The 25,373-nt window shown below is 63.3% G+C and carries 18 protein-coding genes and 7 pseudogenes; 15 read left to right on the forward strand and 10 right to left on the reverse strand.

All coding sequences use genetic code 11. The annotated features are described in order from the left end of the window. Positions 1-713 precede the first annotated feature (713 nt). The 3 genes and pseudogenes from ACCQ15_RS02970 to xopAF all read left to right on the forward strand — a co-directional run. Positions 714-956: pseudogene (locus tag ACCQ15_RS02970) on the forward strand (XVIPCD domain-containing protein); the annotation flags it as partial. A 317-nt stretch (positions 957-1,273) separates the two neighbouring features. After that, positions 1,274-1,477 (forward strand): annotated as a pseudogene (locus ACCQ15_RS02975) (XVIPCD domain-containing protein); the annotation flags it as partial. Positions 1,478-2,123: 646 nt separating this feature from the next. Continuing rightward, positions 2,124-2,780 (forward strand): XopAF/AvrXv3 family type III secretion system effector, encoded by a 657-nt coding sequence (gene xopAF, locus ACCQ15_RS02980; RefSeq protein WP_372381198.1) that lies wholly within the window; start codon positions 2,124-2,126, stop codon positions 2,778-2,780. A 484-nt stretch (positions 2,781-3,264) separates the two neighbouring features. On the opposite strand, the pseudogene ACCQ15_RS02985 reads toward xopAF, so the two are convergent. Beyond that, positions 3,265-3,423: pseudogene (locus ACCQ15_RS02985) on the reverse strand (oxidoreductase); the annotation flags it as partial. Positions 3,424-3,776: 353 nt separating this feature from the next. Continuing rightward, positions 3,777-4,864 (reverse strand): IS3-like element ISXac2 family transposase gene (locus ACCQ15_RS02990; protein ID WP_089504397.1). Its coding sequence is split into 2 segments (ribosomal slippage): positions 3,777-4,612 and positions 4,612-4,864, totalling 1,089 coding nucleotides; the frame shifts between segments, so codons are not numbered across the junction. Positions 4,865-4,989: 125 nt separating this feature from the next. Here ACCQ15_RS02990 and ACCQ15_RS02995 point away from each other — a divergent pair. From ACCQ15_RS02995 to ACCQ15_RS03005, 3 genes and pseudogenes are all read left to right on the forward strand, one after another. Next, positions 4,990-5,233: pseudogene (locus ACCQ15_RS02995) on the forward strand (DJ-1/PfpI family protein); the annotation flags it as partial. After that, a pseudogene (locus tag ACCQ15_RS03000) lies at positions 5,224-5,757 on the forward strand (DJ-1/PfpI family protein); the annotation flags it as partial. The pseudogenes ACCQ15_RS02995 and ACCQ15_RS03000, both read left to right, overlap by 10 nt. Positions 5,758-5,917: 160 nt before the next feature. Then, positions 5,918-6,331 carry a hypothetical protein gene (locus ACCQ15_RS03005; RefSeq protein WP_372381199.1) on the forward strand — a complete coding sequence of 138 codons (414 nt, stop codon included), beginning with the start codon at positions 5,918-5,920 and terminating at the stop codon, positions 6,329-6,331. A 59-nt stretch (positions 6,332-6,390) separates the two neighbouring features. Here ACCQ15_RS03005 and ACCQ15_RS03010 read toward each other — a convergent pair whose 3' ends face one another. After that, positions 6,391-6,735 carry a hypothetical protein gene (locus tag ACCQ15_RS03010; RefSeq protein ID WP_372381534.1) on the reverse strand — a complete coding sequence of 115 codons (345 nt, stop codon included), beginning with the start codon at positions 6,733-6,735 and terminating at the stop codon, positions 6,391-6,393. Positions 6,736-6,777: 42 nt separating this feature from the next. Continuing rightward, a pseudogene (locus tag ACCQ15_RS03015) lies at positions 6,778-7,887 on the reverse strand (hypothetical protein); the annotation flags it as partial. 302 nt (positions 7,888-8,189) lie between these two features. Here ACCQ15_RS03015 and ACCQ15_RS03020 point away from each other — a divergent pair. Both ACCQ15_RS03020 and ACCQ15_RS03025 read left to right on the forward strand, forming a co-directional pair. Continuing rightward, on the forward strand, positions 8,190-8,501 hold the full coding sequence (locus tag ACCQ15_RS03020; protein WP_372381200.1) for a hypothetical protein: 312 nt from the start codon (positions 8,190-8,192) through the stop codon (positions 8,499-8,501). A 440-nt stretch (positions 8,502-8,941) separates the two neighbouring features. Further along, positions 8,942-9,529 carry a hypothetical protein gene (locus tag ACCQ15_RS03025; protein WP_175393189.1) on the forward strand — a complete coding sequence of 196 codons (588 nt, stop codon included), beginning with the start codon at positions 8,942-8,944 and terminating at the stop codon, positions 9,527-9,529. A 338-nt stretch (positions 9,530-9,867) separates the two neighbouring features. Here ACCQ15_RS03025 and ACCQ15_RS03030 read toward each other — a convergent pair whose 3' ends face one another. After that, positions 9,868-11,454, reverse strand: coding sequence for an SDR family NAD(P)-dependent oxidoreductase (locus tag ACCQ15_RS03030; protein ID WP_372381201.1), 1,587 nt, complete (start codon positions 11,452-11,454; stop codon positions 9,868-9,870). A 360-nt stretch (positions 11,455-11,814) separates the two neighbouring features. On the opposite strand from ACCQ15_RS03030, the gene ACCQ15_RS03035 reads away from it, so the two are divergent. The 3 genes from ACCQ15_RS03035 (at position 11,815) to ACCQ15_RS03045 (ending at position 14,199) form a co-directional block, all read left to right on the forward strand. Continuing rightward, a complete protein-coding gene (locus ACCQ15_RS03035; protein WP_372358446.1) occupies positions 11,815-12,594 on the forward strand; it encodes an SPFH domain-containing protein in 780 nt (259 codons plus the stop codon). Between the two features lie 162 nt (positions 12,595-12,756). Beyond that, a complete protein-coding gene (locus ACCQ15_RS03040; RefSeq protein WP_372381202.1) occupies positions 12,757-13,731 on the forward strand; it encodes a glutathione S-transferase family protein in 975 nt (324 codons plus the stop codon). A gap of 72 nt (positions 13,732-13,803) precedes the next feature. Next, positions 13,804-14,199, forward strand: coding sequence for a VOC family protein (locus tag ACCQ15_RS03045; protein WP_008577582.1), 396 nt, complete (start codon positions 13,804-13,806; stop codon positions 14,197-14,199). A gap of 132 nt (positions 14,200-14,331) precedes the next feature. Here ACCQ15_RS03045 and ACCQ15_RS03050 read toward each other — a convergent pair whose 3' ends face one another. The 3 genes from ACCQ15_RS03050 to ACCQ15_RS03060 all read right to left on the reverse strand — a co-directional run bounded on the left by ACCQ15_RS03050 (position 14,332) and on the right by ACCQ15_RS03060 (position 16,693). Continuing rightward, positions 14,332-14,793: a membrane protein gene (locus ACCQ15_RS03050; protein ID WP_014089269.1), complete on the reverse strand. Its 462-nt coding sequence runs from the start codon at positions 14,791-14,793 to the stop codon at positions 14,332-14,334. A 255-nt stretch (positions 14,794-15,048) separates the two neighbouring features. Beyond that, the gene (locus tag ACCQ15_RS03055) at positions 15,049-15,987 is read right to left on the reverse strand and encodes an alpha/beta hydrolase (protein ID WP_041470000.1); all 939 of its coding nucleotides are present in this window, start codon (positions 15,985-15,987) and stop codon (positions 15,049-15,051) included. Between the two features lie 85 nt (positions 15,988-16,072). Then, on the reverse strand, positions 16,073-16,693 hold the full coding sequence (locus ACCQ15_RS03060) for a YiiX/YebB-like N1pC/P60 family cysteine hydrolase (protein WP_209261642.1): 621 nt from the start codon (positions 16,691-16,693) through the stop codon (positions 16,073-16,075). 228 nt (positions 16,694-16,921) lie between these two features. On the opposite strand from ACCQ15_RS03060, the gene ACCQ15_RS03065 reads away from it, so the two are divergent. After that, entirely contained in the window at positions 16,922-17,257 is a 336-nt protein-coding gene (locus tag ACCQ15_RS03065) for a DUF3817 domain-containing protein (RefSeq protein WP_372381203.1), read from the forward strand. Between the two features lie 47 nt (positions 17,258-17,304). Next, positions 17,305-17,609, forward strand: a pseudogene (locus tag ACCQ15_RS03070) (alpha/beta hydrolase family protein). A 46-nt stretch (positions 17,610-17,655) separates the two neighbouring features. Here ACCQ15_RS03070 and ACCQ15_RS03075 read toward each other — a convergent pair. Continuing rightward, positions 17,656-19,983 carry a S9 family peptidase gene (locus ACCQ15_RS03075; RefSeq protein WP_372381204.1) on the reverse strand — a complete coding sequence of 776 codons (2,328 nt, stop codon included), beginning with the start codon at positions 19,981-19,983 and terminating at the stop codon, positions 17,656-17,658. Positions 19,984-20,398: 415 nt separating this feature from the next. Here ACCQ15_RS03075 and ACCQ15_RS03080 point away from each other — a divergent pair, with 415 nt between their 5' ends. Beyond that, positions 20,399-21,832 carry a GAD-like domain-containing protein gene (locus ACCQ15_RS03080; RefSeq protein ID WP_372381205.1) on the forward strand — a complete coding sequence of 478 codons (1,434 nt, stop codon included), beginning with the start codon at positions 20,399-20,401 and terminating at the stop codon, positions 21,830-21,832. A 41-nt stretch (positions 21,833-21,873) separates the two neighbouring features. Here ACCQ15_RS03080 and ACCQ15_RS03085 read toward each other — a convergent pair whose 3' ends face one another. Next, a complete protein-coding gene (locus ACCQ15_RS03085; RefSeq protein ID WP_372381206.1) occupies positions 21,874-22,965 on the reverse strand; it encodes a DUF1615 domain-containing protein in 1,092 nt (363 codons plus the stop codon). A gap of 503 nt (positions 22,966-23,468) precedes the next feature. On the opposite strand from ACCQ15_RS03085, the gene ACCQ15_RS03090 reads away from it, so the two are divergent. Continuing rightward, positions 23,469-25,343: a GGDEF domain-containing protein gene (locus ACCQ15_RS03090; protein WP_372381207.1), complete on the forward strand. Its 1,875-nt coding sequence runs from the start codon at positions 23,469-23,471 to the stop codon at positions 25,341-25,343. The last annotated feature ends 30 nt before the right edge of the window (positions 25,344-25,373 follow it).

The raw sequence follows: 25,373 nt of genomic DNA on the forward strand, positions 1-25,373 counted from the left end.
GACTACTGAGTAGAGGTAAGTATGCGGATGTTGACTGCGTTCCTTTCAGTTTCCCTTCTATTGCCTAGCTGCAGTGCGGTGTCAGCCACCAAGGCGCGGCACTCCATTGCATATCCCACAGAACTCCAGGGGATGTGGGATCTGGGGCCACAATCGTGCAAGCTACCCTTGAATCCTGATTCTGATTCACCCATACGCATCGAGAAGACCCGGCTGCGTGGGTACGAGCACGAGGAGGTTCCGGTAGCAATCAAGCTTGTTTCCACCGGCCCGCACGCCTGGGTTGTTTCCGCCAAGTCGGATATTGCGCCAGATATAAGAACTGATGACTTGTACATTTTGAAGGGCGAGCATCTAGTGATTTCCGACGGTGAATCAGTGAAGCAGTATCGTCGGTGTAAATAATTTAAAAAGTTATCGCATGATCAAGGAGAGACGTCATGGCAGGTGAAGACGGGAATGTCGTTCAACCTGCGCCGTACAGGCTGCAGCAGTTTCATAGCCCCAGGCTCGGCAATCAGCGTGTCGAAGATTTCGAAGGTTTGGTCACCCATCATCCAGGGGCAAATGCGCGTGCTCAAGTGGTGGACGGCATTCCTGTCAATGTCGAAAACCCGCGTACCCGGTCTTAGGGTGTGATTGGCGGGGAAATTCAGGAGCTGGAGACACGTAGAACTGACGGCGGATCTTCCAGCGCTCTGGGCGCGGATCAGATGCTCTTGACCAAGGATTTCTTGCTTGAAAATAGCCGGATCCCGCCAAGTGGTGCCAACGTTCGCGCCGTTGATGTGCCTTCGCCTGTTGCAGGCTATGTAGCCCGTGTTGATGCCGGCCGGTTTGGTGCCGTAGATATCTACGATCGCAAAGGCGGCGAATTGGTCGCGCGCATCTTGCATCTGGATCCAGTCGGTGTTTCGGTAGGAGACAGCGTGGAATACGGTCAGTTGCTCGGTACGCAGAGCAACAAGGGGCTCCCTAACGCCGGCAAGCATGTCCATATGGAGATGGACAAGCGTTACTACCAGCAATCCGAAGACTACATGGAAGACCCGCGAGCGGGCGTCTATCGGTTGATGCCCAGACACGGAGTGGTGGCATCGAGCCAAGGCCAATTGTGGACGATGGCACCATCCGCATTGGCGAATCGTCTGACATCGTGCGGCATGTGCAGCGCACATAGAATGCTGAGGGATTCCGAGGCGCAGATAACCAGCCGCTTCAGGAGGATGGCGTGTACCGTCTGTCGATGCAGCCGGCTGTCATCAACTACCAGCAAGTCTTCATTGTCCAAGGTGCCATCAACGACCCGGCACACCAGCGCGCACACATGCCGACCGTGGAAGCCGTGCAGACGCCAGAGATCCAGTCATTTGATCGCCTGCAGGCAATCAACCAGACCCAGGCGCGCGAACAACAGCAGGCGCTGGAGCAATCGCAGCAACCCGTCAGCCAAACCGGTCCATCAATGACGCGCTGAACGTCATGCCACGCGGCGACTTCTGGTCGTGGGCTTGCATCGCTTCCGTCGGGTTGGGAGATCGCACTTGGGTGACTGCCACTGCAGCCTTGCACGCGTCGGTTGCCGCCACGCTGGCCGATGCCGGACAGATGGATCGCCGACGACGCACTTACTCCTTGGGTTTCGATCGATACGCTGCTTAAACGGCAGGGAAGTAATTAAGCGAGCGACTCATGCAAGCCCGTGCGACGCTGTGCAATAGCGTGCCTGCTTCGCTTCCGTCACGATAATTTCTTCTTGAATGCGAGATGTTGGCGACGTCGCGTCAGCTGCGTCCGGACCTTTCCGTACCTGATGCGCGTCATCCAGCAGGGTGGGGATCGTTGTGGATCTTCTTGGCTGATGATCACCGGCATCACCAAAATGCCACGCACGATCTGGGTCACCGGGTAGGTTTGAAGGTGTGCTGGGCAGACCAAGTACATGTCGTCTGCGTGGGTGTCCTAGGGTAAGAGATTCGGGTGGTTCGATTGTCTCATCTGTTTTAACTCGCTCGTTTAATATGCGGCGTTTTTCGGATTATTGCAGATAAGTTCGCGGCCACGTCCACTGGCGAGTGCGTATTTTGTAAGAATTTCTCTGTGGATCGATAGAGGTAATTTCCATGACAAGTAGTATCAATCGTTACTCATATAACCCAACTAATTTCCCTCAGTTTGAGCAACTGTCTGCCAGCCAGAACCAGGCCGAGCGAAGCCATCCTAGCGCTCCGCTCAAGGATCGCAGTCATGAAGAAGCGTTTCCCGTGCGCCTGGCATCTACACGGATAAAGAGATCCTCCGGAGCAGGTCGGGAGTTCGCATTGAACCGAAATAAGCCGATCAAGGGCGTTGGCTACTCGACCCAGCCTGCTGTAACAGCTTCAACCGGGACCTCTAAGCCTGGGGTTCTCTGCATGACTGACGGGATGGACCTTTGCGTTGGGGTTGCGGTCGGGGGAGAAAAACCCTCCCAGAATGCAGGCAAGGCGCGGGTGTTCCATGTTATGCCCGAAAATCGCAGAGCGCAGTGGGAAATTAAAAGCTATATTGAGAGTCTTCGTTTGCAGGGGTATGCCGCTAAAGCAGCAATCCATGGAGGCGATAGTAGCTCTCGCTCAAGCGTCTCAAAGATTCAAGCCATTGAGGCAACCCTTGGGGCGATGGACGTACCGATTGAATTTAGCAGCACCGGTGCTGGTGCCAATAATGGCAACGGCCCGCTGGGCGCCGTCGTAGAAGAAAACGGAACTGTAAGGTTCGTAACAAATCTCGTTAAGTAGTCATCTGGCGGATTAGCTCCACGTGCAGGGGCTAGTCCGCCATTCCAGCACTCTGTCTACTTATTGATCAACGGCGCGGCTTGCCGGGCCGATATGCTTTTGCTTCAGTGTCAGCGTGGACCACTGCGACCGTTCGCCCACATCCGATCAAGCGAATTTCGGCATCTGGGGATCAGCCATTGGCATGGCAGTTTTTGTCTAGGAATCGTATGTGTCACTGGCGCCACATTTGCGGGTAACGGTGCGCAAATTCCGTCTTCGTTAGAATCGATTCCTGGGAAATCAAGAAATTCGGCTGGTAGGGGTTAACGAGATGTTGCATTGCGTCCTGCTGCCCAGCTACAGCAGATCCCAGCCGACACATGTGCACGCATAGGGCGGGGACTCTGAGCATGCTTACAGCGCTGAGTGCGCCCGGTTGGCCTTCAAACCCTCAAGCGCTGCTAAAAAATGACATGCCAGCGCGTAAATGGATTGACGCCCACTACGCTTGCGACGTAGGGCGAATCACCAGGCTGCCGACCTCGACATCCTCTGGCTGATCGATCGCATCGGCGATGGCGTGCGCGATGGCCTTGGCAGGCAGGCCGCTTGCCTCGGACTGCGCCTGCAGGGTTTGCCGCAGCGTTGGGTCGCTCACGGTCGGTTACCAGTCGCCGAGCGCGTTCAGCCATGCATTCAAGCGCATGTTCGGGGCGGCACCCAGGCGCTTGGTGAGGCCGGGCGAGAGATAGCGCAGCAAGCAGCCGGTTGTGGCGATCATCCGGAGCCTTGTTTGCCTGTCCTGCGGCGCTGCCTGGAGAGGCGACCGTTGAAGTAGGCCTTGCGCGCGTCAACGCATGCGCGTGGAGCATGCCTGGCGGCCGCCACGCTGATGCGGGGCGTCCTCACACCGCACTGCGCAGCGGTGCATACAGTGGCCCGCGCACCACCGCAATCGCTCGCGCTGCAGTGCGGGGGTAACCCCCCCACTTCTAGCGGTCGCCAGAAGTGGAGCTAAGCGGCCATCGCCAACTTCATGGCAGGCGTGATGCCGCCGAGCGCCATATTCGGGCGCTCGTGGTTGTACGTCCATAGCCAGCGGGTGGCTTTGTCCTGCACCTGGTCGATGGTGTCGAACAGGGTGCGGGCGAGCCAGGCGTAGCGGATGGTGCGGTTGTAGCGTTCAACGTAGGCGTTCTGCTGTGGCTTGCCCGGCTGGATGTGCTCGACCCGGATGCCAAGCCGCTGTGCCCAGGACAGCAACGCGCCACTGATGTATTCAGGGCCGTTGTCGCAGCGGATCACGGCGGGCTTGCCGCGCCACTCGATGATCTGCTCCAGCGATCGGATCACCCGGGCTGACGGCAGCGACAGATCCACCTCGATCCCCAGCCCCTCGCGATTGAAGTCGTCGAGCACATTGAACAGCCGGAAGCTGCGGCCGTCGGCCAACTGGTCGTGCATGAAGTCCATCGACCAGACCTGGTTGATGGCCTCCGGCACCGCCAGAGGCTCGGGCCGCTCACGCACCAGCCGCTTCTTCGGCTTGATCCGCAGGTTCAACTCCAGCTCGCGGTAGATCCGGTAGACCCGCTTGTGATTCCAGCCAAAGCCCTTCACGTTGCGCAGGTACAGGTAGCACAGGCCAAAGCCCCAGTCGCGATGGGCGGTCGTCAGGCGGACCAGCCAGTCGGCGATCCGGGCGTTCTGCTCGCTGGCCTTGGCCTGGTAGCGGAAGCAGGTCTGGCTCACCGCGAAGGTCTGGCAGGCGTGGCGGATGTTCGTGCGCCCGCTCGTGACTGCCGATTGGGCCATCTCGCGTCGCTGAGATGGCCTCACCATTTTTTTGCGAGCGCTTCCTTCAGCAGGTCGGTACTGAGCTGCGCCTCGGCGTACATCTTCTTGAGCCGGCGGTTCTCCTCCTCCAACTCCTTCATGCGTGCGACCATGGACACGTCCATGCCGCCGAACTTGCTACGCCACTTGTAGAACGTGGCCGAGCTGATGCCGTGCTCGCGGCACAGCTCCGGCACGGGCGCACCGGCCTGGGCCTGCTTGAGCACGGCGATGATCTGGCTGTCGGTAAAGCGGGACTTCTTCATGGAACCTCCTCGGGAAAGGGTACGAGAAAATTCCACTTCTGGCGTCTGCTAATGGGCGGGGGGATTACCCGGGCTCATCCATGCGCGACGCCAACACACTGTTGGTCTCATACAGAGGAACTGCCATGTCTATCGAACGGGAGCAGACCCATGCCAACCATTCGCGCCGTCTGGTGCTACGCACCGCACTGCTGGGCAGCGCTGCGATGATCTGCGCCGGCGCAACGGCCAACGATGCGCGTCCGGCAAGCGCGCGGCGCGACAAGGTGGCCTCAGCTACAGCGCAACTGACGCTAGGCATGTTGGTGTTCGAGGGCTTCCAACTGCTGGATGTGTTCGGGCCGCTGGATATGTTCGGCAATCTTGAAGGCAAGGTGAGGATCGTGATGCTCGGCGAACGTGTCGGCGCAGTCGCCAGTAGCGCCGGCCCAACGGTTGCGGTGGAATACGCGCTGGATTCGGCGCCCCGAGTCGACATCCTGATGGTGCCGGGCGGCATGGGCACGCGCCGCGAGGTGCACAACGCCGCGTTGGTTGCTGGCATTGCGCGCCTGGCGCATACAGCGCCGCATGTGGCCAGCATCTGTACTGGCGCAGCATTGCTTGCGCGCGCCGGCCTGCTGGATGGGCGGCGCGCCACCACCAACAAGCGCGCCTTCGCCTGGGTGACGTCGCAGGGCCCGAAGGCGGAGTGGGTGAAGCGTGCGCGCTGGGTGGAGGATGGACATCTATTCACGTCCTCAGGCGTGTCCGCTGGAACGGACATGGCGCTGGCGCTCATTGCGAAGATCTTCGGCCACGACGCTGCCAAGGAAGTCGCCAGCATCGCGGAGTATGTCTGGAACGAAGATGCCGGCGACGACCCGTTTGCCACCGTCCTCGCTGCCGGCTGAGTGGTTGCGCTGAGGCTGTCCTGTCGATCCGGCTCAGCGGCAAGATGCGACCAGAGCCGCAATACACCAGTTGGGGCCAGACTGCTCGCTGATGGAGCGCCGTGCAGCGCTTGATCCTGGTCCACCTGTCTACCAGCCCGCAGCAAGGAGCCGCGCCCCCATGCCATTGGCCATCTTCCGTCGTTACCTTTCGTTCGCGGCCGCCGTTGCCGTTGCCACTATTTCAGGATGCGGCATGACCAAGCCCCCGATTTCAAAAAAGCAGTTTCCGCAGAATGTTGCGGCACTGCTTGCAGGTAAGGAATCGGCTGTTGTCGAAGCCGGGAAACTGGCCGATTTTGCCTGGAGTAGGCTGTGCTTCGAGCGCGAGGACAGTTTGTTGCTCACGTTCGATCAGGGCGGTGAGACATCCGTACTGTCGTTGCCTTACGAAGAGTTCTTCGTTGATGAAGCCCATGTAGCCAATTCGCTGGAAAATAGCTGCATCACGCCGGCCGACCGCATCCTGGTCAAGAGAAAATACTCGGGCGATCACGGGCGTATCGAGTTTCAAAAGGCGAAGCAGGAGGGCTGAGCCATGGCCGAGGTCACCAATTCGAACGGTGCCAAGCGCGGTCGTGGCGGCGACCATGTTCAGACGGATTCACATGCGCGCAGGTGAGTGAGCAGGAGGATGTGCTGCACTGGCGGCATCGGCATATCGCGCCGCCCCTGGTCCCATTGCTGCAGGAATGGGCTCAGATACGCACGATTCCAGGCATTTAGACGCGTACGCGCGGCATGGCGTGCGCGCACGCGCTCAACCACCGCTGCCGCAGCGACGTCGTCCCCATGTTCCAGATGGCGGAACACAAACGCCAGTAATGTGCTGTCGGGACTGGCAAGCAGTACATCCTGGGCGATTGCCCCGGTGCTGTGGCCTTCCTCCATCATGCGCATGACCATCTCGAGGTCGCGATCGAAGAATGGCCCGGACAACTGCTGCGCGATCACATCGAAGTAGTACGCGTCCAGGGCAGGGAGGGCAGCGGCCAGATGGTCGAAGGCGTTGCCCAGCTGCGCATCGCTGCGAGCCGGGTCCAGTCTCACGCCGCCATACGTGCCGATGTCCTTGGGGTTGAGCGCATGCTTGCCGAGCAGCGGTGCGGCGCGATCGTATATGTGCAGGTCGTACAGCTCGGTGGTTGCCGAACGTTGCTGCCAGTCCAGCAGCCGGGCGTGCTGCAGGCCTGCCTGGACAATCAACTCCCCACACGTCGCGTCGTGGGTGGCCCACAGACACTGGCGGCTGCCGTCGCGGTCGCGGGTCCAGCACCATGGATGCTCAGGTGGCGCGGCAACCGGCGACCAACCTGCCTGCTGCAGCGCGGCGCTCAGGCGCTGCTCCACCAGCATCGGGATCAGTTCCTGCACGCGTGCGAGCTGGCGCCGGGTCCTGTTGCGTGCGGCCAGCAAGGCAGTGGGCGTGCGCTTGGGCTGCAGGAAGAAGCGCAAGCCGGCGTTTTGCTCGATCTCGCCAGGCTCCTGGCTCTCGCTGAGGTGAGGCAGCGCGAGATCTTCCGACACGCCGCGCCGGCGCTTGAGTCCACGCCGCGCGGCGATGCCACGGATCGCCTGCAGGTCGTCGCAGGCGACAAGACCGTCCAGCGACGACGCCAGGCCGTCCTCGGCGGTGAATGTGGCGTCGAGCCAGCCGTTGACCAGCAGGCCATAGAAGTTGGTGAACAACTCGCCATCGTCGGCCTGATCGGCAAGCGTCAGCACGGCACGGAACAAGGCGGAAACCGGCATGGCGTGGCCGGTTCCCGTTTGCTGGTAGAGCACGGATGCGTTTTCTTCCAGGTGTAGATAGCCCGTGCCACGATCGCTCTCCAACCAGCACGATGTCTCGGCAGCCCTCGCTTGGGCGCGCAGCGCCGCATCGTCGATGGCCTCCACCGGCGTGCGCACCAGCACGTCGTGGCGCAGCAGCACCTCATGCATGCGCAGCCAGGTCAGGCCGGTGTCGTAGCGTGCCTGCAGGTGGAGCAAGGCGTGGATGAGCGCGGCCTGGTGCGCGGCGTTTTGCGTACTGCGATCGACCAGGTGGATGGCGCGTTCGATCACGTCCTCGATCGCGTGCTGTGACATGGGCAACGTCCTTGCTGGGGGCCGCGACAATACGCACCATCGTAGCGGCTCGCGACAACCGATCAACGACTTCGCCGGCCTGCAGCATTTTGCGAGTGCACTTAAGTCCGCCTCTGGTGCCCATGTGAGTTGTCGCTAGCTCTGTGCAAGGCCGCTAACAGGCATTGGCTTTACCTGCTGGAAATCGCGTCTTCAACGGTGTGTCGTGATGACGTGAAGGGTGCGTGGTTGCGTGCTCTTGAAAGAATCCGTAGCCTCGTGGATCACAGCGCGGCGACGGCCTAGCGCCGATCATTGCCTGCATGAATATCGGGAACCAGATCACGGCGCGCACCGTGACCGTCACCTCGGGCGACACCGGGCGCGCGCACAGTAAAGTCAGTGTGGAATTGTCGGCGCGCCCTGATCCGCGGTGGCAATCGTGCTTCCACTTCGTCGTGCAGGGCCGCGATGGGTTCTACATGGAAGGCCGCCCCATCTTCGACCAGTCAAACTTCGAAGGTGTCGTGCCAGCCTGGCAGGTAGATGCCTTTCGGCACGAATTGCCGGAGGTTTTGGCCTTGACCAACACGCTTGCGCGCGCGCAAGCCATCAAGGATGCGGATCGGCGATAGCGCAGAGCCCGCGACGCCTGCCGGGACGATTGCAGCGTGAGTCGGCCAACCACCGCGCGGCAAAAACTGCACAAGGCGCGGGTTCATCTGCTCTGCCACTGGAAGGAAGCTTCTTCCTTCTTGCGTAGATGCCAATGCAGGCGCGCCCGGCTGTTCGGAACACCTCTGTCCCCGCTTTACATCGTCAGATGCCGCTCAACAGCGAGGGCTGTCTGGAGACGGTGCGAACATGGCCGGTTTCTGTGTCGAAGGATGCAGAGCGTTGCGGCCACATCGCGGGCAAAAGCGCATCGCTCGGCCAGGCAGATGTGATGCCTTCGGTGATATGTGCCTCACTTTGGGCGTGGCACTTGCACCGGAGTTCAAGACTTCACGCAACCTGCCGTTAATCCACGCTCACCAGAAGGTTCGATGGAACTGTGGAGGCTGTGTTGAACGTGATGATTCGATTGCTCGTTGTGTCCTTGGCGGCTGCGTGTGTCGCCCCCGTACTGGCTGCCGAACAAGCGCCTGCGCAGATCGATGGCACGGGTGCGCGCATCCGGATGTTTGGTCAGAACGGCGTGGGAATCGTGTTGTACAAGGACGCTGTGTGTACCGCCACGTATGGCGAGAAGGTGCGTGCGTCCGGTTCGTTGGGGAGCGCGTTCGGCTCGCTGATGGGATCGGTGAAGAACCAGGCGATCGGCATCCCGGAGACCCAGAACACGCGCAACCTGCACGAGCGCAAGATGATCGGTTCCAAGCCGTTCTACAAGGAATATGCGATCGAAGCTGGCAAGCCGGTGGTGGTGGAAGCCGGTGCCAGTTCGCCGGCGCATTGGACCAGCACGCCGGGCTTCAAAAGCGGTTGGACATGCGGGCCGTTGCTGGCATCCACCTTTGTTCCGGAGGCGGGTGCCGATTACGAGGTTGCGTTGGACCTGGACTTTCGCAACTCGGTCTGCACCTTGGCGGTCAAACGGGTTGCCGTTGATGGACAGGTAACTCCTGTCGATGTGGCGCCCGTCTCCAAAGACTGCAAATAATCTCTCGCGTTGCATCAGCTCAGGATGTGGCCAGCGATGATGCAGGCCAATGACGAGACGTTGGCCTGCGTGATTGCAGCACGCGGGCAAAAAAGCAGGAATGGCATCCCTGACGACAGACGTGGCTAGATGGACGACGAGTCGTTGATGCTGTCTGCCGCCTCTGCACGGATATGCTGACGATATGGTCGACGCGTTTCTTGCACGCACTTGCAGTCTGTGTCACTGCGCATCGCGCCAACAGCGCCGGATGCCCGACAGCGTCAACCGAACACCGTTTTTGCTGGTGGTGAGGAATGCGCATGCCGGTATGGATCGCCAGGCCCCGTCATCGCGCCTCACCAATCGGTCGGCGCGTAATCCTTCAAGAACTGCCCCCACACATGTTCGCCGGTGTTGAAGCCGTGGATGATCGGGTCGACGATACGCGCGGCGCCGTCGACGACATCCAGCGGTGGGTGGAAACGTTCTTGCTGCACCTTGAGCGCGGCGATCTCTGCCGGGTCTTCGTCGGTGACCCAGCCGGTGTCCACACTGTTCATATGGATGCCGTCGTTCTGGTAATCGGCCGCCGAGGTGCGCGTCATCATGTTCAACGCGGCCTTGGCCATGTTGGTGTGCGGGTGGCGCGTGGTCTTGAAGTTGCGATAGAACTGGCCTTCCATCGCCGAGACATTGACGATGTGCTTGTCGCGTTCGGGCGTGCGCAGCATCAGCGGCTTGAGACGCGCATTGATGATGAAGGGCGCGATGGCGTTGACCAGCTGCGTTTCCAACAGCTCCACCGACGGCACTTCGGCCATCAGCATGCGCCAGGAATTGCGGCCGCGCAGATCGACCTGCTGCAGGTCCTGATCCAGTCGCCCATCAGGAAACAGATGCTGCTGGCCTACCAGCTCGTCGTCCAGCAACGCGATCTGCGAGAGTTCGGCGGCACGGGTGAGGCCGTCGGCGCTGTCGAGCCCACGGCCATGCACCGCGGGTAACGCGGTGGCCGAGGCATCGCGGAGCAACTCCGGGGTGCGCAGGCCTTCGTAATGACCGACAAGATTCCGCACGGTCTCCGGCAGTTCGTGCAATGCGGCGGTTTCGCCGGCCATCATGTGGGCGTAGAACTGCGGCGGGCGACGCACGGTCTGGCAGGCGTTGTTGATGATGAAGTCCAGCCGCTCGCGCGTGGCCAGCAGTTCATTGCAGAACGCTTCCACGCTGGGGGTATGGCGCAGGTCCAAGCCGAACACCTGCAGGCGATGACCCCACTGCGCGAAGTCCGGTTCCTGCGCATAGCGCGCGGCCGAATCGCGCGGGAAGCGCGTGGTGACGATCAACTCTGCCCCGGCGCGCAGCAACTTCAACCCCGCCTGGTAGCCGATCTTGACGCGCCCGCCGGTCAGCAGGGCGACGCGCCCGCGCAGGTCGGCGGTTTCGGTGCGCTTGAAGAAGTTCACCTCCGCACAGGTGGGGCACATCTGGTCGTAGAAATGATGCAGCTCGGTGAACTTCTGCTTGCAGACATAGCAATGGCGCAGCTCGGGCGAATGCGTGGGCTCTGCCGCGGCAGTGGCGTTTTCGCCGTTGTGGGCGTCGTGCAGGCCGGCGGCATGCGGCGGGAAATAGTTTGGCGTGCTGAACACCGGTTTGCGTCGTAGTGCGCGGATACCGCGTTGTTCCAGCAGCGCTTCGGCCTTGCGCACCTTTTCCTGGTGGCGCTCTCGCTCTCGCTGCTTGAGCAACTGCCGCCGCGCCTTCGGCTCGGGGTGATAGACCTTGGCAACCACTTGATGCAGCCGCACGCGGTCGGCTTCGGGCAGGGTGTCCAGTACGCTGCGGTCGGCGTCGATGGCCTCCAGCACGTCCAGGGCCGCGCGCAGGCGGTCGGTCAGGGGCAGCTCGTCGTTGGGCACGGGTGGGGCGTTGGTGTTCAAGGCAGATCCGGAATGGGCGGCTGGCAACGCAGGCACGATGGCCGGCAGCCAGCAGGCGAAGACGATGACAGGAGCAGGCGGGCAGGGCGCCGCTGCGCTTGGCCGCTGGGCGGGATGTCGGCAGGCGGACATTTTCGCCGATTGTGGGTGGCTGGCGCCAATACGGGCGGCTGAGCGGGTCAGCCAGGCTGTTGCCGCGCGCTCGGCTGGCGGCCTTGGGCGCTCCATGAGCGACGAGCTGTCGGTGAACGTCCCCCAGCTGCGGGCAGGATGCGACTGGCCGGATGTTTGGGTAATCTTCCGCCACACCGGCGCGAATTGGCGCCCGGGGCATTCAAGGGGACATCGATGAAGACTTCCATGCTGGCCATCGGGCTGGCCGGCTTGCTGTGTGCGTGCACCGTTGTGTCGCCCGATCCGGGGCAGCAGGCCGTGTTGGTGGATAAGCCCTTGTTCTTCGGCAAGGGCGGCATCCGCCTGGACGATGTGCGCGATCCCGGGCGCACTTACACTTGGCTGACCACGTCGGCCAGCTATGTGGATGTGACGCCGCAAACCGTGCAGGTGGCATTCGACGATTTTTCCTCCAGCGACAACATCCTGTTGGACTTCTCCACCCAGATCCAATACAGGATTACTGCGCCGGCGCTGCTGTTGTCCAGGTTTGGGCAGGATTGGTTCAAGAACAACGTGGCCAGCCAGTACGCGTCCATCGTGCGCGACCAGGTCAAGCGCTACGACATGACCAAGATGATGAGCGACCCGGACACCGCCAGGAAGATCGACGATTCGGTGACGCAAAACGTCAGTGCCTTGGTCAAGGAACAAGGCCTGCCGATCCAGATCCAGAACATCACCTTGGGCCGCGCACGTCCGAATCCGGATGTGTTGCAACAGATGAATCTGACTGCCGCGCAGCAACAGCGGGTCAAGACCCTGGTGGAGGCGACCACCGCAGAACGGCAGCGCGAGCAGGAGCAAGAGGCCAAGGCCGACGCCGACAACGCGTACCGCAACCGCATGGGGCTGACGCCGGAGCAGTACCTGGCCAGCCAGATCCCCGAGCTCAATGCCGAGGCCTGCAAGAAAGCGCAGGCGTGCTACATGGTGCCATCGGGAACGGCGGTGATTGCAAGATAGGTGCGTCTTGCCGGCCGCCAGGCGCACGCACCGGGCGATGCGCCTGCCTGCATTCTTCCACGGTGATCGCGTGCCACGCTCGCGCACCATCGCGCTGCTCACGCAGCCTGCAACATCGCTGGGCTACGGTCGCCAGTGAGCGTCGCGGCGGGAGAAAGCACGATGGGTCTGTTGGTCGATGGGAAATGGCAGGACAGGTGGTATGACACCAGCAAGAGCGAGGGGCGGTTCGAGCGCTCGCAGTCGCAGTTTCGCAATTGGGTCACGCGCGATGGCAGCGCCGGGCCGCATGGCCAGGGCGGGTTCAAGGCGGCTTCGGGGCGTTATCACCTGTATGTGTCGCTCGCCTGCCCATGGGCGCACCGCACGCTGATCTTCCGGCGCCTGAAAGGGCTGGAGTCGATGATCGACGTGTCCATCGTGCACTGGCTGATGCGCGAAAACGGCTGGACCTTCGCCGATGGGCCAGGCGTGGTCGGCGACACCGAGAATCACGCGCAATATCTGTACGAGGTGTACCTCAAGGCCGACCCGCATTACTCGGGCCGGGTCACGGTGCCGGTGTTGTGGGACCGCGAGCGCAAGACCGTGGTCAGCAACGAGTCGGCAGACATCATCCGCATGTTCAATAGCGCCTTCGACGCGATTGGCGCTGCAGACGGTGATTTTTATCCGGAGCCGCTGCGCGCGCAGATCGATGCGGTGAACGCGCGTGTCTATGACACCGTCAACAACGGGGTCTACAAGGCGGGCTTTGCGACCACCCAGGCGGCCTATGAGGAAGCGGTGTTGCCGTTGTTCGAAAGCCTGGACTGGCTGGAGGCGCGCCTGAGCGCACAACGCTATCTCTGCGGCGACCGGCTCACCGAAGCCGACTGGCGCCTGTTCACCACACTGGTGCGGTTCGATGCGGTGTACGTGGGGCACTTCAAATGCAATCTCCGGCGCATTGCCGACTACCCGCAGCTGTCTGGATTCCTGCGCGAGCTCTACCAGATGCCGGGGATTGCCGACACCGTGAACTTCCAGCACATCAAGGGGCATTACTACCAGAGCCACGACACCATCAACCCCACCGGTATCGTCCCGATGGGGCCGCTACTGGATCTGGATGCGCCTCATGGGCGTGGCGACTGATTCGCATGGTCGACATGGCACAGCGGGTATGGTGGCGTATGCTGCGCACCCGCGCGATCAACAGGCGACGTCATGCTCAATCATGTCATGGTAGGAACGAACGATATCGCGCGTGCGCGAGCGTTCTACGATGCAGTGCTAGGAGGTGTCTTCGGTGCGCCTGCGTCGTTCGTCAATCAGGCAGCAAGCGGGCACACGCGCCTGTTCTACCGGCATGCAGGCAGCACTTTTTGTGTGAGCGAGCCGATCAACGACGAAGCCGCCAGCCCGGGTAACGGTGCAACGGTTGGCTTCAAGTGCGACTCGCCGGAGCAAGTGCAGCACTTTCATGACAGCGCGGTCGCTGCCGGCGGCATTTCCATCGAAAGACCGCCCGGTTTGCGTGAGAGCAGCATGGGGCCGACGTGGTTGGCGTACGTGCGCGACCCTGATGGAAACAAGCTGTGTGCGATCTATCGCCCGGCGTGAGCAAGGTCTGTTACGCGGTCTGTCACAGGCATAATTTGCTGAGTTGATAGCGGCGACGGAGCGCTATGCGAGCACGGCCTGCACAACCCGTGGCAGGCCTTCAAGCATCATGCATGGATCCGTGGAGATGCGTTATCGCTTGGCCGCATCGCGCATGATCAGCGTCGCCGCGCCTACCGTGATTGCGTCTTCGACCACGCCGGTGCTGGTTTGGCCATAGCGCTCGATCGCACGCATGCGTGCATTGAAGGTGAGATAGGCGGCGGCAACGGCGGTCGTCGCACCGAGCAGCGCGGCGATGCCGCGTTGTTCGCGTGGCGCCAATGCAGTGCCGACGATCACACCTGTGGCGATGCGCGCAATCATGCCGGGCAGCACGATGCGGTCGGGCGCGGTCTTCATCTTGTCGCCGGCCAGCTCGCCGCCAGCCAATGCCAACATGCCGGCCGATGCCAGTGGGTTGGCGAGCAGTGCCGGCGCACCATTGTCGGCAGGCAGCTTGCCGGTGCGTGCAGCATTGGCGACGGCCGCCAGCGGCGTCATCGACCGCATGCCGGCGACGACGCCCATCAGGATGGAGTGGATCAAAGCCATGTGCACCTCTGCATGTGCTCGACCATCGCAGGCGGAATGCCTGCGCGTGGCACGCTGTCATCGATCTGCGCAGACTAGGGCGTGGCGTGTGTGGGAGTTGGCAAGATGTTGTGCACGCTACGCATCGGTTGTGCTCGCATGCCGGCCGCTGCCATGCGCAAACCGCTGGCGCAGCAACCGGTGGTGTCCGTGGCTGACCGCTGCGGTGCATGCCATTGCCTTGGGCACTTGAATATCCCGAGGCCATGCCTTGCGTCAGCGCTCGCTCCGATCGGCAGCCTTGCTCCCGAGCAACACCTTCAAGCCGTGGGTGATGCCGCGCGGCCCGATGCTCAGGTGGTCCTCATCGTTGAGAACCTCAAGCGTGAGATGCAACGACGGATAGCCACGCGCACGCAACGCACGCGCCATGTTCTGGGTATCGATGACCATGTCGTAGGTCTGGTGATAACGCACTTGCTCGTACTCACCGACGTACATGTACACCTGCGCCGGCAGATCGCGATGCGTGGCTGCAAAGGTCTTTTCCTGCGCCACCATGGCATGTTCGCCATACCAGTACGACGGGCTCCCGAGGATATAGCCAGAAAACATCTCCGGGCTGCTGAGCAGGATGTCCGTGCCGAGCAGGCCGCCGTACGAATGCCCCAGATACAGGCGCCGCTGTTCGTCGGTTCGGTAGTGGTTGGCCACAAACGGCAAGACCTGCTCGCGCAGGTAGCGGATATAGGCAGCGCTCTTGCCGTGGGTCGCCACCGGCGCCGCGTTAGGGCCGTCTTCCGGCGTCGGCGTATAGTCGCGCCTGCGGCTGGGCATGGGTTCCTCGCCGACGGCGTAGGACAGCCCAACCAGGATGAAATCCTCGATGGCCGGGCCTTCGCCATTCAAGCGACGTGCGATCTGTTTGACCAGCGCAAACGCGTAGTCGCCGTCGGTGGCGTACAGCACCGGGTAACGCCGCTGCGGATTTTCCGCATAAGCGCGTGGCAGGGCGACGAAGACCTGATAGCGACGCCCCGAGACTGGATCCGGTACGTCCCAGACCTGCGTATCGGCCAGCTCATAAGGGTGGCCCTCGCCACGCTGGCTGCCCGGGGCGTGGGCAGGCGTGCGCACTGCGACCGCTGCCTGCGGCGTTGCTGCTTTAGCCGGCGTCGGCGCTGGTGCCTTGCCGCAGCCGACCAACAGCGCGATCCCTAATCCTGCCAACATCGCATTCTTCAAAGCAGTCTCCTGCAGGGTCACCCCGGAATCGTCTGGGGACATCGGCACGCGGCGTTTAGTTCAGCCGACCCATCGAGGTCAACGCCGCCGTCGTGGCCATATCGTTCGGATTGGTGCCCGGCATGTCCTGCGGCACAGGCATGCCCTTGCTGCGGTAGAAATCGATCCAGTATGGCGAAATCTTGCCGGTCTGCAGGTTCTTGAAGTTCATCGGTTGCAGGGCGAACACGTGATGCGCGCGGAAGGCGCGCTCGATGAAATCCGAGCAGTAATAGCGGTTGTCGTCCTGCACGTAAGTGTCGTTGTAGGGCTTGCCAAGCATGCGCCGTGCCTGGGCAATGGCATCGGGGATGGCAGGACGATGTTCGGGGGTGAGCCGATACACGAAGATCTGCCGCTGCTTGGCGGTGGCCTCATCGATGAATGCCTGCAGTGGTTGCTCGCGCGAACCGTATTCGTCGGCATGCAGCACCACCGCAACGTCGCCTGCATGCGCCACCAGCGCGACATGGTCGAAGCTGGGTTGCCCCTGGGTGGAAGTTGCATCGTCGATGGCGCCGCTGAGGCCAGTGTGCGCCGCAGTGACGAACAGCAGATCGCCATCGCGCACCTTCAGCGCCAGCGCCGTGGCGGGCAATAAGGCGACCAGCAGGAACAACAGCAGTGCGATGCGCATGGTGCGAGGCTTGAGGACGACGGAGCCGGCATTATCGCCGGGATGTGCGGCGGCGGTGCCAAACGCATGTGGGCACTGGGCACGTATCACGCGCATCGGTCGCAAGGCGCATGCGCTTGCCTGGCCATTTAACCTCAGTGTCGTTGGGTTGGACTGTAGACTGGCCTTGCCAGCGGGCGTCGCCGCCGCCATCGCGTCGCGGCAATCCCTGTCCGTCTGGAGTGTTGTATGCGTGTGTCTTCTGCGTTGTCGCCGATCGGCCGTCTGTTTGCGTTGGCTGCATTTTTCGAAGGGCTGCCCTGGGCCGGATTGTTGGTCGGCATGTTTCTGAAGTATGGGCTGCAGAGCACCGAGCTCGTGGTCTGGGTATTCGGGCGCCTGCATGGCGCGGCGTTCCTGTTCTATGTCGCGGTCAGCATGATTGCCGCACTGCGGCTGCGCTGGCCGTGGTGGGCATGGGCCTTGAGTCTGCTGGCGGCGTTGCCGCCGCTGGTGACGGTGCCGCTGGAGATGTGGTTCCGGCGTCTGGGCTTGCTGGGCCAGCGGCAACCTGTTGCGCACTGAACCGTTGCGCGCCCGGCGCGCGCAGCCCCCTGGCAGCACGTTCGCCGCTGACACCGGCCAATCCGATCAAGATGCCGGTGCTTCTTATGGCCGGTGGCAAGGACGAGCGCGCCGGTCGAACACACCCAACGGATGGAGTGCGCACTCAAGGATGCCCGCGTAATCGCTGTACTTCCCCAACGAGGGCCACGGGTTCTTCATCGAGCCGCATCGACGCGGGTACGACACGCGCGTGCTGGCGTTTTTGAGGAAGCACTTGGGTGGCAGTACGGCCAAGCGAGTGGCCGCCGTGTCATCCGGGTCTAACCGGATGACACATGTGGTGCGGCGCCTAGGCGCGATGACGCTTTAGCTGCGGACATGGCGCAGCAGCGGCCACCGTACCGCCTGTACGCCGCTCAATTGGCCGGCATCGGCTGCATCTGATACTGCGCCGGCGGGGTCGCACCGAGCAGGTACTGCACGAAGTAATCCCAGCGACGGCGGGTGACGTACGGGGTGAGATCGCCGTAGCCGTGCTTGGCGTTGGGCAGCATCAGCATGTCGAAGTTCTTGTTGGCCTTGATCAAGGCATCGGCCACCAGCAAGGTGAGGTACGGCGGCACGTTGTCGTCCAGGGTGCCGTGCACCAGCATCAGCCGGCCCTTGAGCTTGCTGGCGTGATTGGCGTTGGCCTGGTCGTCGTAATTGGAGGTGCCGTCGGTGTTGACGATGTGCTCGCCGTGATACTTCTCGGCCCAATCGTCTTCGTAGCCGCGATTGTCGTGGTTGCCGCTTTCCGACCAGGCCACCTTGAAGAAATCCGGATAACGCAGCATCGCGCCGGTCGAGGCGTTGCCGCCGCCGGAATGGCCCCAGATGCCGACGCGATCCAGATCGATCCAGGCATAACGTTGACCCAGCTCCTTCAAGCCGGCGACCTGATCGGGCAAGGTGTTGTCGCCCATGTCGGCGTACCAGGTGTCGTGGAAGGTCTTGGAGCGCCACGGCGTGCCCATGCCATCGATGGCAATGACGATAAAGCCCAGTTCGGCCAGCGACTGGTTGTCGCCATGGCCGGCGAGGAAACTACGCCCGCGTACGGAGCCGGTCTGCGGGCCCGGGTAGACGTAATCGATGACCGGATACTTGCGGGTCGGGTCGAAATTGGCGGGCTTGAACATCAAACCGTACAACGTGGTCTTGCCATCGCGTGCCTTCACCGTGATGGGCTCGGGCGGCACCCAGCCCGCGGCTTTGAGACGGGTGATATCGGCTGTCGCAAGGGTGCTGACGGTGCGGCCGTCGCCGGCTTCGCGCAGCAACGTGACCGGCGGCGTGACCGAGGTGGAATAGGTGTCGACAAAACGTGCACCGTCGGGCGACAGCGCGATGTTGTGATTGGCCGGTTCGGGCGTGAGCAACACCGGATCGCCGCCATCCAGGCTGACTTTCCACAGCTGCTGGTAGTACGGGTCCACGCCTGCGCTGCGGCCGACGCCGACAAACCATGCGGTGCGCGTGACCGGGTCCACGCGCAGCAATTCGGTGACGTTGCCTTCGCCCGTGGTGATGGCGCGCTTGGGTTTGCCGGTGGCCAGATCGTAGAGATACAGCTGGCCCCAGTCGCTGCGTTCGGAGAACCACACCGCCTCGTTGCTGGCCGGCAGATACGCCCAGTTGGCGGCGACCTGGCCGCTTTCGTAATAGGTCTTGACGGTTTCGTCGAAGGCGGTGCGCACCGCGACGGTGCTGGCATCGGCAATACGCAACCAGGTCTGCTTGTGGAAGCGCGAGGTGGAGGCGAATGCCAGCGTCTTGCTGTCCGGTGCCCACTTCACGTCGTCCCACAGGCCAGGCGAGCAACTCACGTCGTCGCAGAGCGTGGAGCGATGTTGATCCGGCGGTGTTTTCAGGCGCAGCACGCTGCGGGTGGGCACGTCGATGATGACGCGCTCGATCATGGTCACGTCCTTGTCGCCGGCCAGCGGATATTTCCACGCCTGCAGTTCCGGATGTCCCAGCTTGGTGCTGACCAGGTACATGTCGCCGGTCTTGCGCTGGTCCTGCTGGAAGGTGGCGATCTTGCGGGAGTCCGGCGACCACGCCAAGATGGCATTGTCGGTGTGCTGCCAGCCGGCGTTATCGGTGGCGTAACCGAAGTTTTCCACGCCATCGCGGGTGAGCTGGGTTTCCTGGCCGCTGGCAAGATCGCGTATCCACAGGTTCCAGTCGCGTATGAAGGCTTCGCTGCGCTTGTCCGGCGACAGCACGCCCGGTTCCGGTTTGTCCTTGGCGTACAGCTTGCTGCAACGCGCACGCGCATCGCAGACCACGGCGGTGTCGCGCACGTTGAGGCGGTAGCGACCATCGGCGGTGACCTTGACCACCGGTGCGAAGGTGTTGGCCTTGAGCGGCTTGTCGCCGGTCTTCAATAGCTTGTTGAGCGAAGCAACCAGCGCAGCCTGTTTGAAGAGCGGTGCGGTCTTGCCGGTGCTGGTGTCCAGCTGCAGCAGCCGGTTGCCCTTGGCATCGTGATCGACATACGCCACGTGCGTGGCATCCAGCCAGTCGATGCGGGTGAGGGCGTGGTCCACCAGTGGCTGTGCGGCATAGCTGATCAGCCGTTCGGCGCGCGCGTAGTCGGCCTCGGTGACGGCAGGGGCTTGCGCGCCGGCAAGTGCCGGCAGAGCGGCCAGGGCGACGGCAAGGCACAGGTGCCGCAGCGGCAACGGGGTGGTGGGCATGAAGATTCTCCGGGATGAAAGGAGCGCGCAATGCGGTCGGCGCGACCGTCCGATGCTACCCGCCACGTGGGCTGGGCGCCTCTGCCAGAAGTCGTGCCCGCGTGGTGGCGTCCGTTGCGAGCCGCACCCGGCTCGCAACGGACGCCGCGTGGCCGAGAAAGCGGGCCGGCAATCGAGCGGTTGCCCAGCGGATCACCCAGGCCCTGCACCACCGCTGCGTGGCGGCGCGGGGTCGATCTCCATCGCCATCGCCATCGTGGGCGAAGACACCCACGGCCCGCACGTGCGCCGCTGCGCGATCAGCCACCGACGACGTGCCCTTCCGCGATGAACTACGCTTCTCCCGTGCCCCGGCATGGCCATGCGGCACGATATGGGGTGTTGCACGCACGCAATGTTGACTGGAGGCCGCCTGATGTCCTGGTTTCGCCGCTTGGCACTGTCCCCCTTCCTCAAGGCGCATCCGCCAGTCAGGACGCAGCCTGCCGCCATGGATCTGATTGCCGCATATGCGCCAGTGCTGCCTGCCAGTCTGCTCGAGCTATGGCGTAAAAAAGGGCTGGGGCATTATGGACGCATGCAATTGGCGCTGATCGACCCCCGGCACTGGCAGCCGGTGCTGGATCGCTGGATCGTCTCGCCACCTGACGCAGTACAGCGTATTCCGATCGCGCTCACGCCCTTCGGCGCACTGCTGTACTACCGCAAGCTCACTGCCACCGACGAAGACGTGGTCTATGTGGATCCGGTCTCCAAAGCCACCGGCGATCTGAGCTGGAACCTCGAGGACTTCTTCAACCAGTCCCTCTGCGATGCGGCGTTCTGCGATTCCCTGATTCCATCGGCCCGGCTTGCCGCCGCGCGCAAGGAGTGCGGCCCACTCGCTGCGGGCGAGGTCTACCAGATCGACCAACTGCTGCTCTCGATGCAGATGCTGCGGGTCGACAAGGTCGATGCGTTGGCGCTGCACACCCGGCTGCGCGACGCTGTCGATGCCCCCGCACCCGTGGCCGACGCGCCCGCGACCATTGCCGATGCATTGCCTGCAGAGCAGCGCCCTGTGTTCGAGGGCATCTTCCAGCAACCACAGGCGAGCGGCGACCTGCACGGCCTGTACCTGTCGTCCTATATCGATTGGCATCGCATGCTGTCACTGGAACCCGGCGGGCAGTATCGCCTGCTGTTCTGGAAGATCGATCATCGCAGCCATGCCCGTACCGATGTGCGTGCGTATTCGGGGCGCTTTGAGGTGACGCAGACCGAAATGGGCGATCGCTACCTCACCCTGGACATCCGCTTGCGCCGTGATTCGAGCGGTAGCGATGCCAACGATGCGCAACTGCTGGTCATGCGCTCGGGTACGGAGATGTTCCTGCTGCGCACCGACGAACTGGCAGACATGGCAACGGCCATGGAGGGCTCGAAAACACTCGGACGCAGCGAGTACTACTTCCGCAAGGTGAGGTTGACCGATGCGTTCGTCCCGGAGCCATCCGGCGGGCGCGCCGCGCCACCGCTTGCCGATCTTCCACACGTGTTGCAGCAACAGGTGAATGCCGAGGCGATCATCGCCACCATCACCCATGTGGACGAGGTCGACCCGGACGCTGAAGACGACGGCGCCGGCACCGTCATGTGCACGCTGGACCGCGGCCAGGACGATGGCCTGCGCATGAACATGCCGCTACGCTCGCCACCAGGCATAGGGCGTGCCCTGGTTGGCTGGGTATGGGAGATGGACCTCGCCGCGTGTCGTGCCGGCATCAGGTATCAACGCGGCAGCGATGGCAAGGTGGAAGACGGCCCGGTTGTCGGCGATGTGTTGACCAATCGCCTGAGCACCGAATGAGGCGACAGAGCGCAGCGCCGGCAGCGCGGTGGCCCGCTCGTCTACTTGCTCATGCAGCGCTTCCAGCGTTCGTTCACCCGCTGCGCAAACCACGCGGTGGTGAGCGTGCGGGTGATCTTTGGGCTTTCCAGGGTGATGCCGGGCAACACGGCACGCGGCAGCGGCTTGCCGGCGCTGCGCTCTGCCAACGCGAACACCTGGCGATACAGGTCGGAGTCGGCGAAATCTGCGGTGTTGCCGGCCTCCAGTGCGCGGCGGAGCTGGCGGTCGCTCATCGCCAACTGGCTGCCCAGGCTGCGTGCGGCGCGCTCGGTGCTGCCGGGCGCATCCAGGCTGGCGCCCGGCGTGAGCAGGTCGCCGTCCAGGGCTAGCGCGATGCCGCTGGCCCTGCTCAGCGCGGCCTGGAAGGCGGCATTGCGGCTGGCGTACCAGCCGGCGTTGAAATCGGCGAAGCGGTACAGCAGCGCGTCGTAGTTGGCGGGATAGCCCAGCAGATGCTGGGTACCGAACCACAGCCCGCCACGGCGGCTGAAGACTTCGTGGCGGATCGAATCGCCGGGCGGGTAGGGGTAGCGCTGCGCATGCTGCTCGGCGAAGGCGATGCTCACCTGCATCGGCCCGGCGGTATGCACCGGGTTGAATCCGTCGAACAGCCGCGCGCCCAGCGGCACGCTGCCGGTGAAGTCTTCGAAGATGCGGCTCAGTTCCTGTTCGGTGCGCGCGGCAGCGATGCGCGTGGCATAGCTGCGCCCATCCGGCGAACTCAGACGCAGGGCGGCATCGACCATGAAGCCGGGAATGTGATGCGCGCTGGCGCGGCGGTCGATCTCGGCACGCGAGATCTTGCCCAGGTTGGGCACGACCGGATTGGCCTGGTAAGTCGATTCCTGCTCGGTCACCGCCAGCACTGCGCAGATGTGCTCGGCGCTGGTGTCCAACGCCTGCGAGGACAGCGCCACATACACATCGCGGGCCCAGCCGGCGCGGTCGGGCAATGTTGCCGGCAGGCGCTGCGCGATATCGGCCTTGACCGCATCGGGCGAGCGTTGCGGGGCACGCGGGGCCTGTGTGGCGCAGGCCGACAGCAAGGCGATGGCGAGCAGGGTGAGCGCGCGGGGCAGGTGTGAGATCACGGCGTCTCCGGAAGATCGAGGGGCGGCAGCTGCCGTGCGGCAGTGTACGCGGCCGCGCCGGGGGAGCTTCACCCACCGGCGCGTGGGGTTGCCGTCTCGTCGCATCGCGATGGCAGGCGATCGAGCAGATGGGGTGGACTGCGTGTCGCCGTGCCTCAGGCGCATCGCGCGATAGCCAGGCGACGATGCGGGTCTGGCTGCCGTCTGCGCGCCCATGCGATGTGCTGGGCTCTCCCGTCATCCGGATTCAAGAGTGGCCCCCCTGGGCCGATAACGAACGCGACCGCTTGCGTCGATCACGTGCGCTGTCGTGTGCGTTGGTCATCATGACAGTCGCATCACATCGGGAAATGGGCGTTTGGCCTGAAATTCCGCTGGATTCCATCGCCATCCAACCGTGGGAGTGCTTGAAATGCCGCAGCAACCAGCAAGCCGCCACGTATGCGCAGATGGCATCGGCTTGGCGTGCGCACGCTGCGGCCCGTCCTCGACGTGATGACGCGATGAGCATGTGCGTGGTCCGGTGGCGACATGGGCTCGCTGCGTTTGCCTTGCTGCTGGGCAGTGGCATGGCGTCGGCGCAGCCTCAGCCGTGGAAGACGATCGAAGCGGCGACCATCGACGACCCGGTGGTCGCCTTGCAGATCGCACAGGGCGCACTGCAGCGGGCTAGCGGCGACCACGACGTGGAGGCCGAGTTCTGGGCCTTGCTGGCGCAGGCGCGCGTGCTTATTTCGCTGGAAGACAGCGAACGCCGCCAGGTGGCGCTGACGCAGGCGCGCGGAAAGCTCGACCAGCTGCACGGCAGCACCTCGCAGGCGCAGCTGTGGCTGGATATCGTGCAGGCGCTCAGCGACGTGCGCGAAAACCCCAATCGCGTCATGGTGGCGCGGCTGGAAGCGCTGCGCCAACGGGCCAGCGCGCTGGGCCGCAACGATCTGCTGTGCGAAGTCGAGGCGGTCGACATGTGGAGCATGCTCGCCTCCGGCAGCAGCGATGAATCCTGGAGTGCGGCGCAGGCCAGCTATCAATGTGCGGCGCGCGAAAAACTCCTGGGGCTGGAGCTGGATGCGTTGACGCAACTGGGCGCATTGGCCAGCCGCGTCGGTGGTCGGCCCGCCGAAGACAGCGAAACCGAAGACTATCTGCAGCGTGCGCTTTCACGCCTGCACGACCAGCCGGCGCGCTTCCAGCGCAGTCTGATCGAATACGAGTTCGGCACTGCCTTGGCAACCAGGCAACCCGAAGCGGCGCTGCTGCATTTCAGGCGCGCCTTGGCGCTCAGCCGCGAACTGCGCGACCAGGCCGGCGTGGCTGCGGCGCTGACCAGCGCCAGCGAAGCCCTGATCGAAACCGGCGATGCCGCTTCTGCATTGACGATGGCGCGCGAAGCCCTGCCGTTGATGCAGCAGCAAGGCAATATCGGGCGCGTTGCGGCGTGTCATGCCGTCTTGCTGCAGGCCTTGATCGCGTTGAAGGCTGAGGGCCTGGACGCCGAAATCGTCGCCGCCAAGGCCGCGGACGATCCCAACCTGACCTTGAACCGTCGTGCGCAACTGGTGGACGCGATCGCCCAGGCGCTGGCATTCCGCGGCCGCCATGCAGAGGCCTACCAGGAACTGCAACGCGCCAACGCGCTGCGCGCGCAGAGCCTGGACCGCCAGCGCGATACGGTGATGTTGCGGTTGCAGGCGCGCTACGAAGACGCACGTCGCGGTGCCGAAACGGCCGAGCGGCGCCGCCGCAGCGAGACCGCGCAGCTGGCACTGCAGGCGCGCGAAGCGGGCCAGCGGACACTGTGGATCGCGTTGTGCGCGGCCTGCCTGTTGCTGCTCGGTGCACTGGTGGTGCTGGCCTTCGGCGCACGGCACCGGCGGCAGTTGTCGCGGCTGGCGATGCGCGATGAACTCACCGGCCTGCCCAACCGGCGCGCCATTCGCACCGAGGCGCAGCAGCAGATCGAGCAGGCCTTGCGCTCGCACACGCCGGGCATGCTGGCATTGATCGATCTGGATCACTTCAAGCAGATCAATGACGTGCATGGGCACGCCACCGGCGATGCGGTGCTCAAGGCACTGGCCAGTGCGTCCCGGCTCGCCTTGCGCGCGCAGGATCGCCTGGGCCGCCTGGGCGGCGAAGAATTCCTGCTGGTGCTGCCGGGCTGTGGCGAAGAGGAGATTCCCGCGGTGTTTACGCGCCTGCGCAGTGCGGTGGCAGCGATCGACATCGCCGGCCTGCCGCCCGACCAACCGGTGCGCTTTTGCATGGGCGCGGTGCGCATCGTCGCCGACACCGGGCTGGATGTGTTGCTGAGCCAGGCCGATCTTGCGCTGTACGCCGCCAAGACCGCTGGGCGCGATCAATGGGCGGTGTGCTGATCCTGGTGCACGCACCCGCGCTGCGACATC

This window comes from Xanthomonas sp. NCPPB 1754, from assembly GCF_041475725.2.
GTDB classification, from domain to species: Bacteria; Pseudomonadota; Gammaproteobacteria; order Xanthomonadales; family Xanthomonadaceae; genus Xanthomonas; species Xanthomonas euvesicatoria.

Bases quoted from the DNA above. Each gene is read 5' to 3' on its own strand.
- ACCQ15_RS03060 (WP_209261642.1), bottom strand. From the start codon at position 16,693: ATGCGCATCGCACTGCTGTTGTTCCTGCTGGTCGCCTTATTGCCCGCC.
- ACCQ15_RS03045 (WP_008577582.1), top strand. From the start codon at position 13,804: ATGCTCAATCATGTCATGGTAGGAACGAACGATATCGCGCGTGCGCGA.
- ACCQ15_RS03025 (WP_175393189.1), top strand. From the start codon at position 8,942: ATGATTCGATTGCTCGTTGTGTCCTTGGCGGCTGCGTGTGTCGCCCCC.
- ACCQ15_RS03040 (WP_372381202.1), top strand. From the start codon at position 12,757: ATGGGTCTGTTGGTCGATGGGAAATGGCAGGACAGGTGGTATGACACC.
- ACCQ15_RS03065 (WP_372381203.1), top strand. From the start codon at position 16,922: ATGCGTGTGTCTTCTGCGTTGTCGCCGATCGGCCGTCTGTTTGCGTTG.
- ACCQ15_RS03035 (WP_372358446.1), top strand. From the start codon at position 11,815: ATGCTGGCCATCGGGCTGGCCGGCTTGCTGTGTGCGTGCACCGTTGTG.
- ACCQ15_RS03090 (WP_372381207.1), top strand. From the start codon at position 23,469: ATGAGCATGTGCGTGGTCCGGTGGCGACATGGGCTCGCTGCGTTTGCC.
- ACCQ15_RS03050 (WP_014089269.1), bottom strand. From the start codon at position 14,793: ATGGCTTTGATCCACTCCATCCTGATGGGCGTCGTCGCCGGCATGCGG.
- ACCQ15_RS03080 (WP_372381205.1), top strand. From the start codon at position 20,399: ATGTCCTGGTTTCGCCGCTTGGCACTGTCCCCCTTCCTCAAGGCGCAT.
- xopAF (WP_372381198.1), top strand. From the start codon at position 2,124: ATGACAAGTAGTATCAATCGTTACTCATATAACCCAACTAATTTCCCT.
- ACCQ15_RS03020 (WP_372381200.1), top strand. From the start codon at position 8,190: ATGAATATCGGGAACCAGATCACGGCGCGCACCGTGACCGTCACCTCG.
- ACCQ15_RS03005 (WP_372381199.1), top strand. From the start codon at position 5,918: ATGCCATTGGCCATCTTCCGTCGTTACCTTTCGTTCGCGGCCGCCGTT.
- ACCQ15_RS03075 (WP_372381204.1), bottom strand. From the start codon at position 19,983: ATGCCCACCACCCCGTTGCCGCTGCGGCACCTGTGCCTTGCCGTCGCC.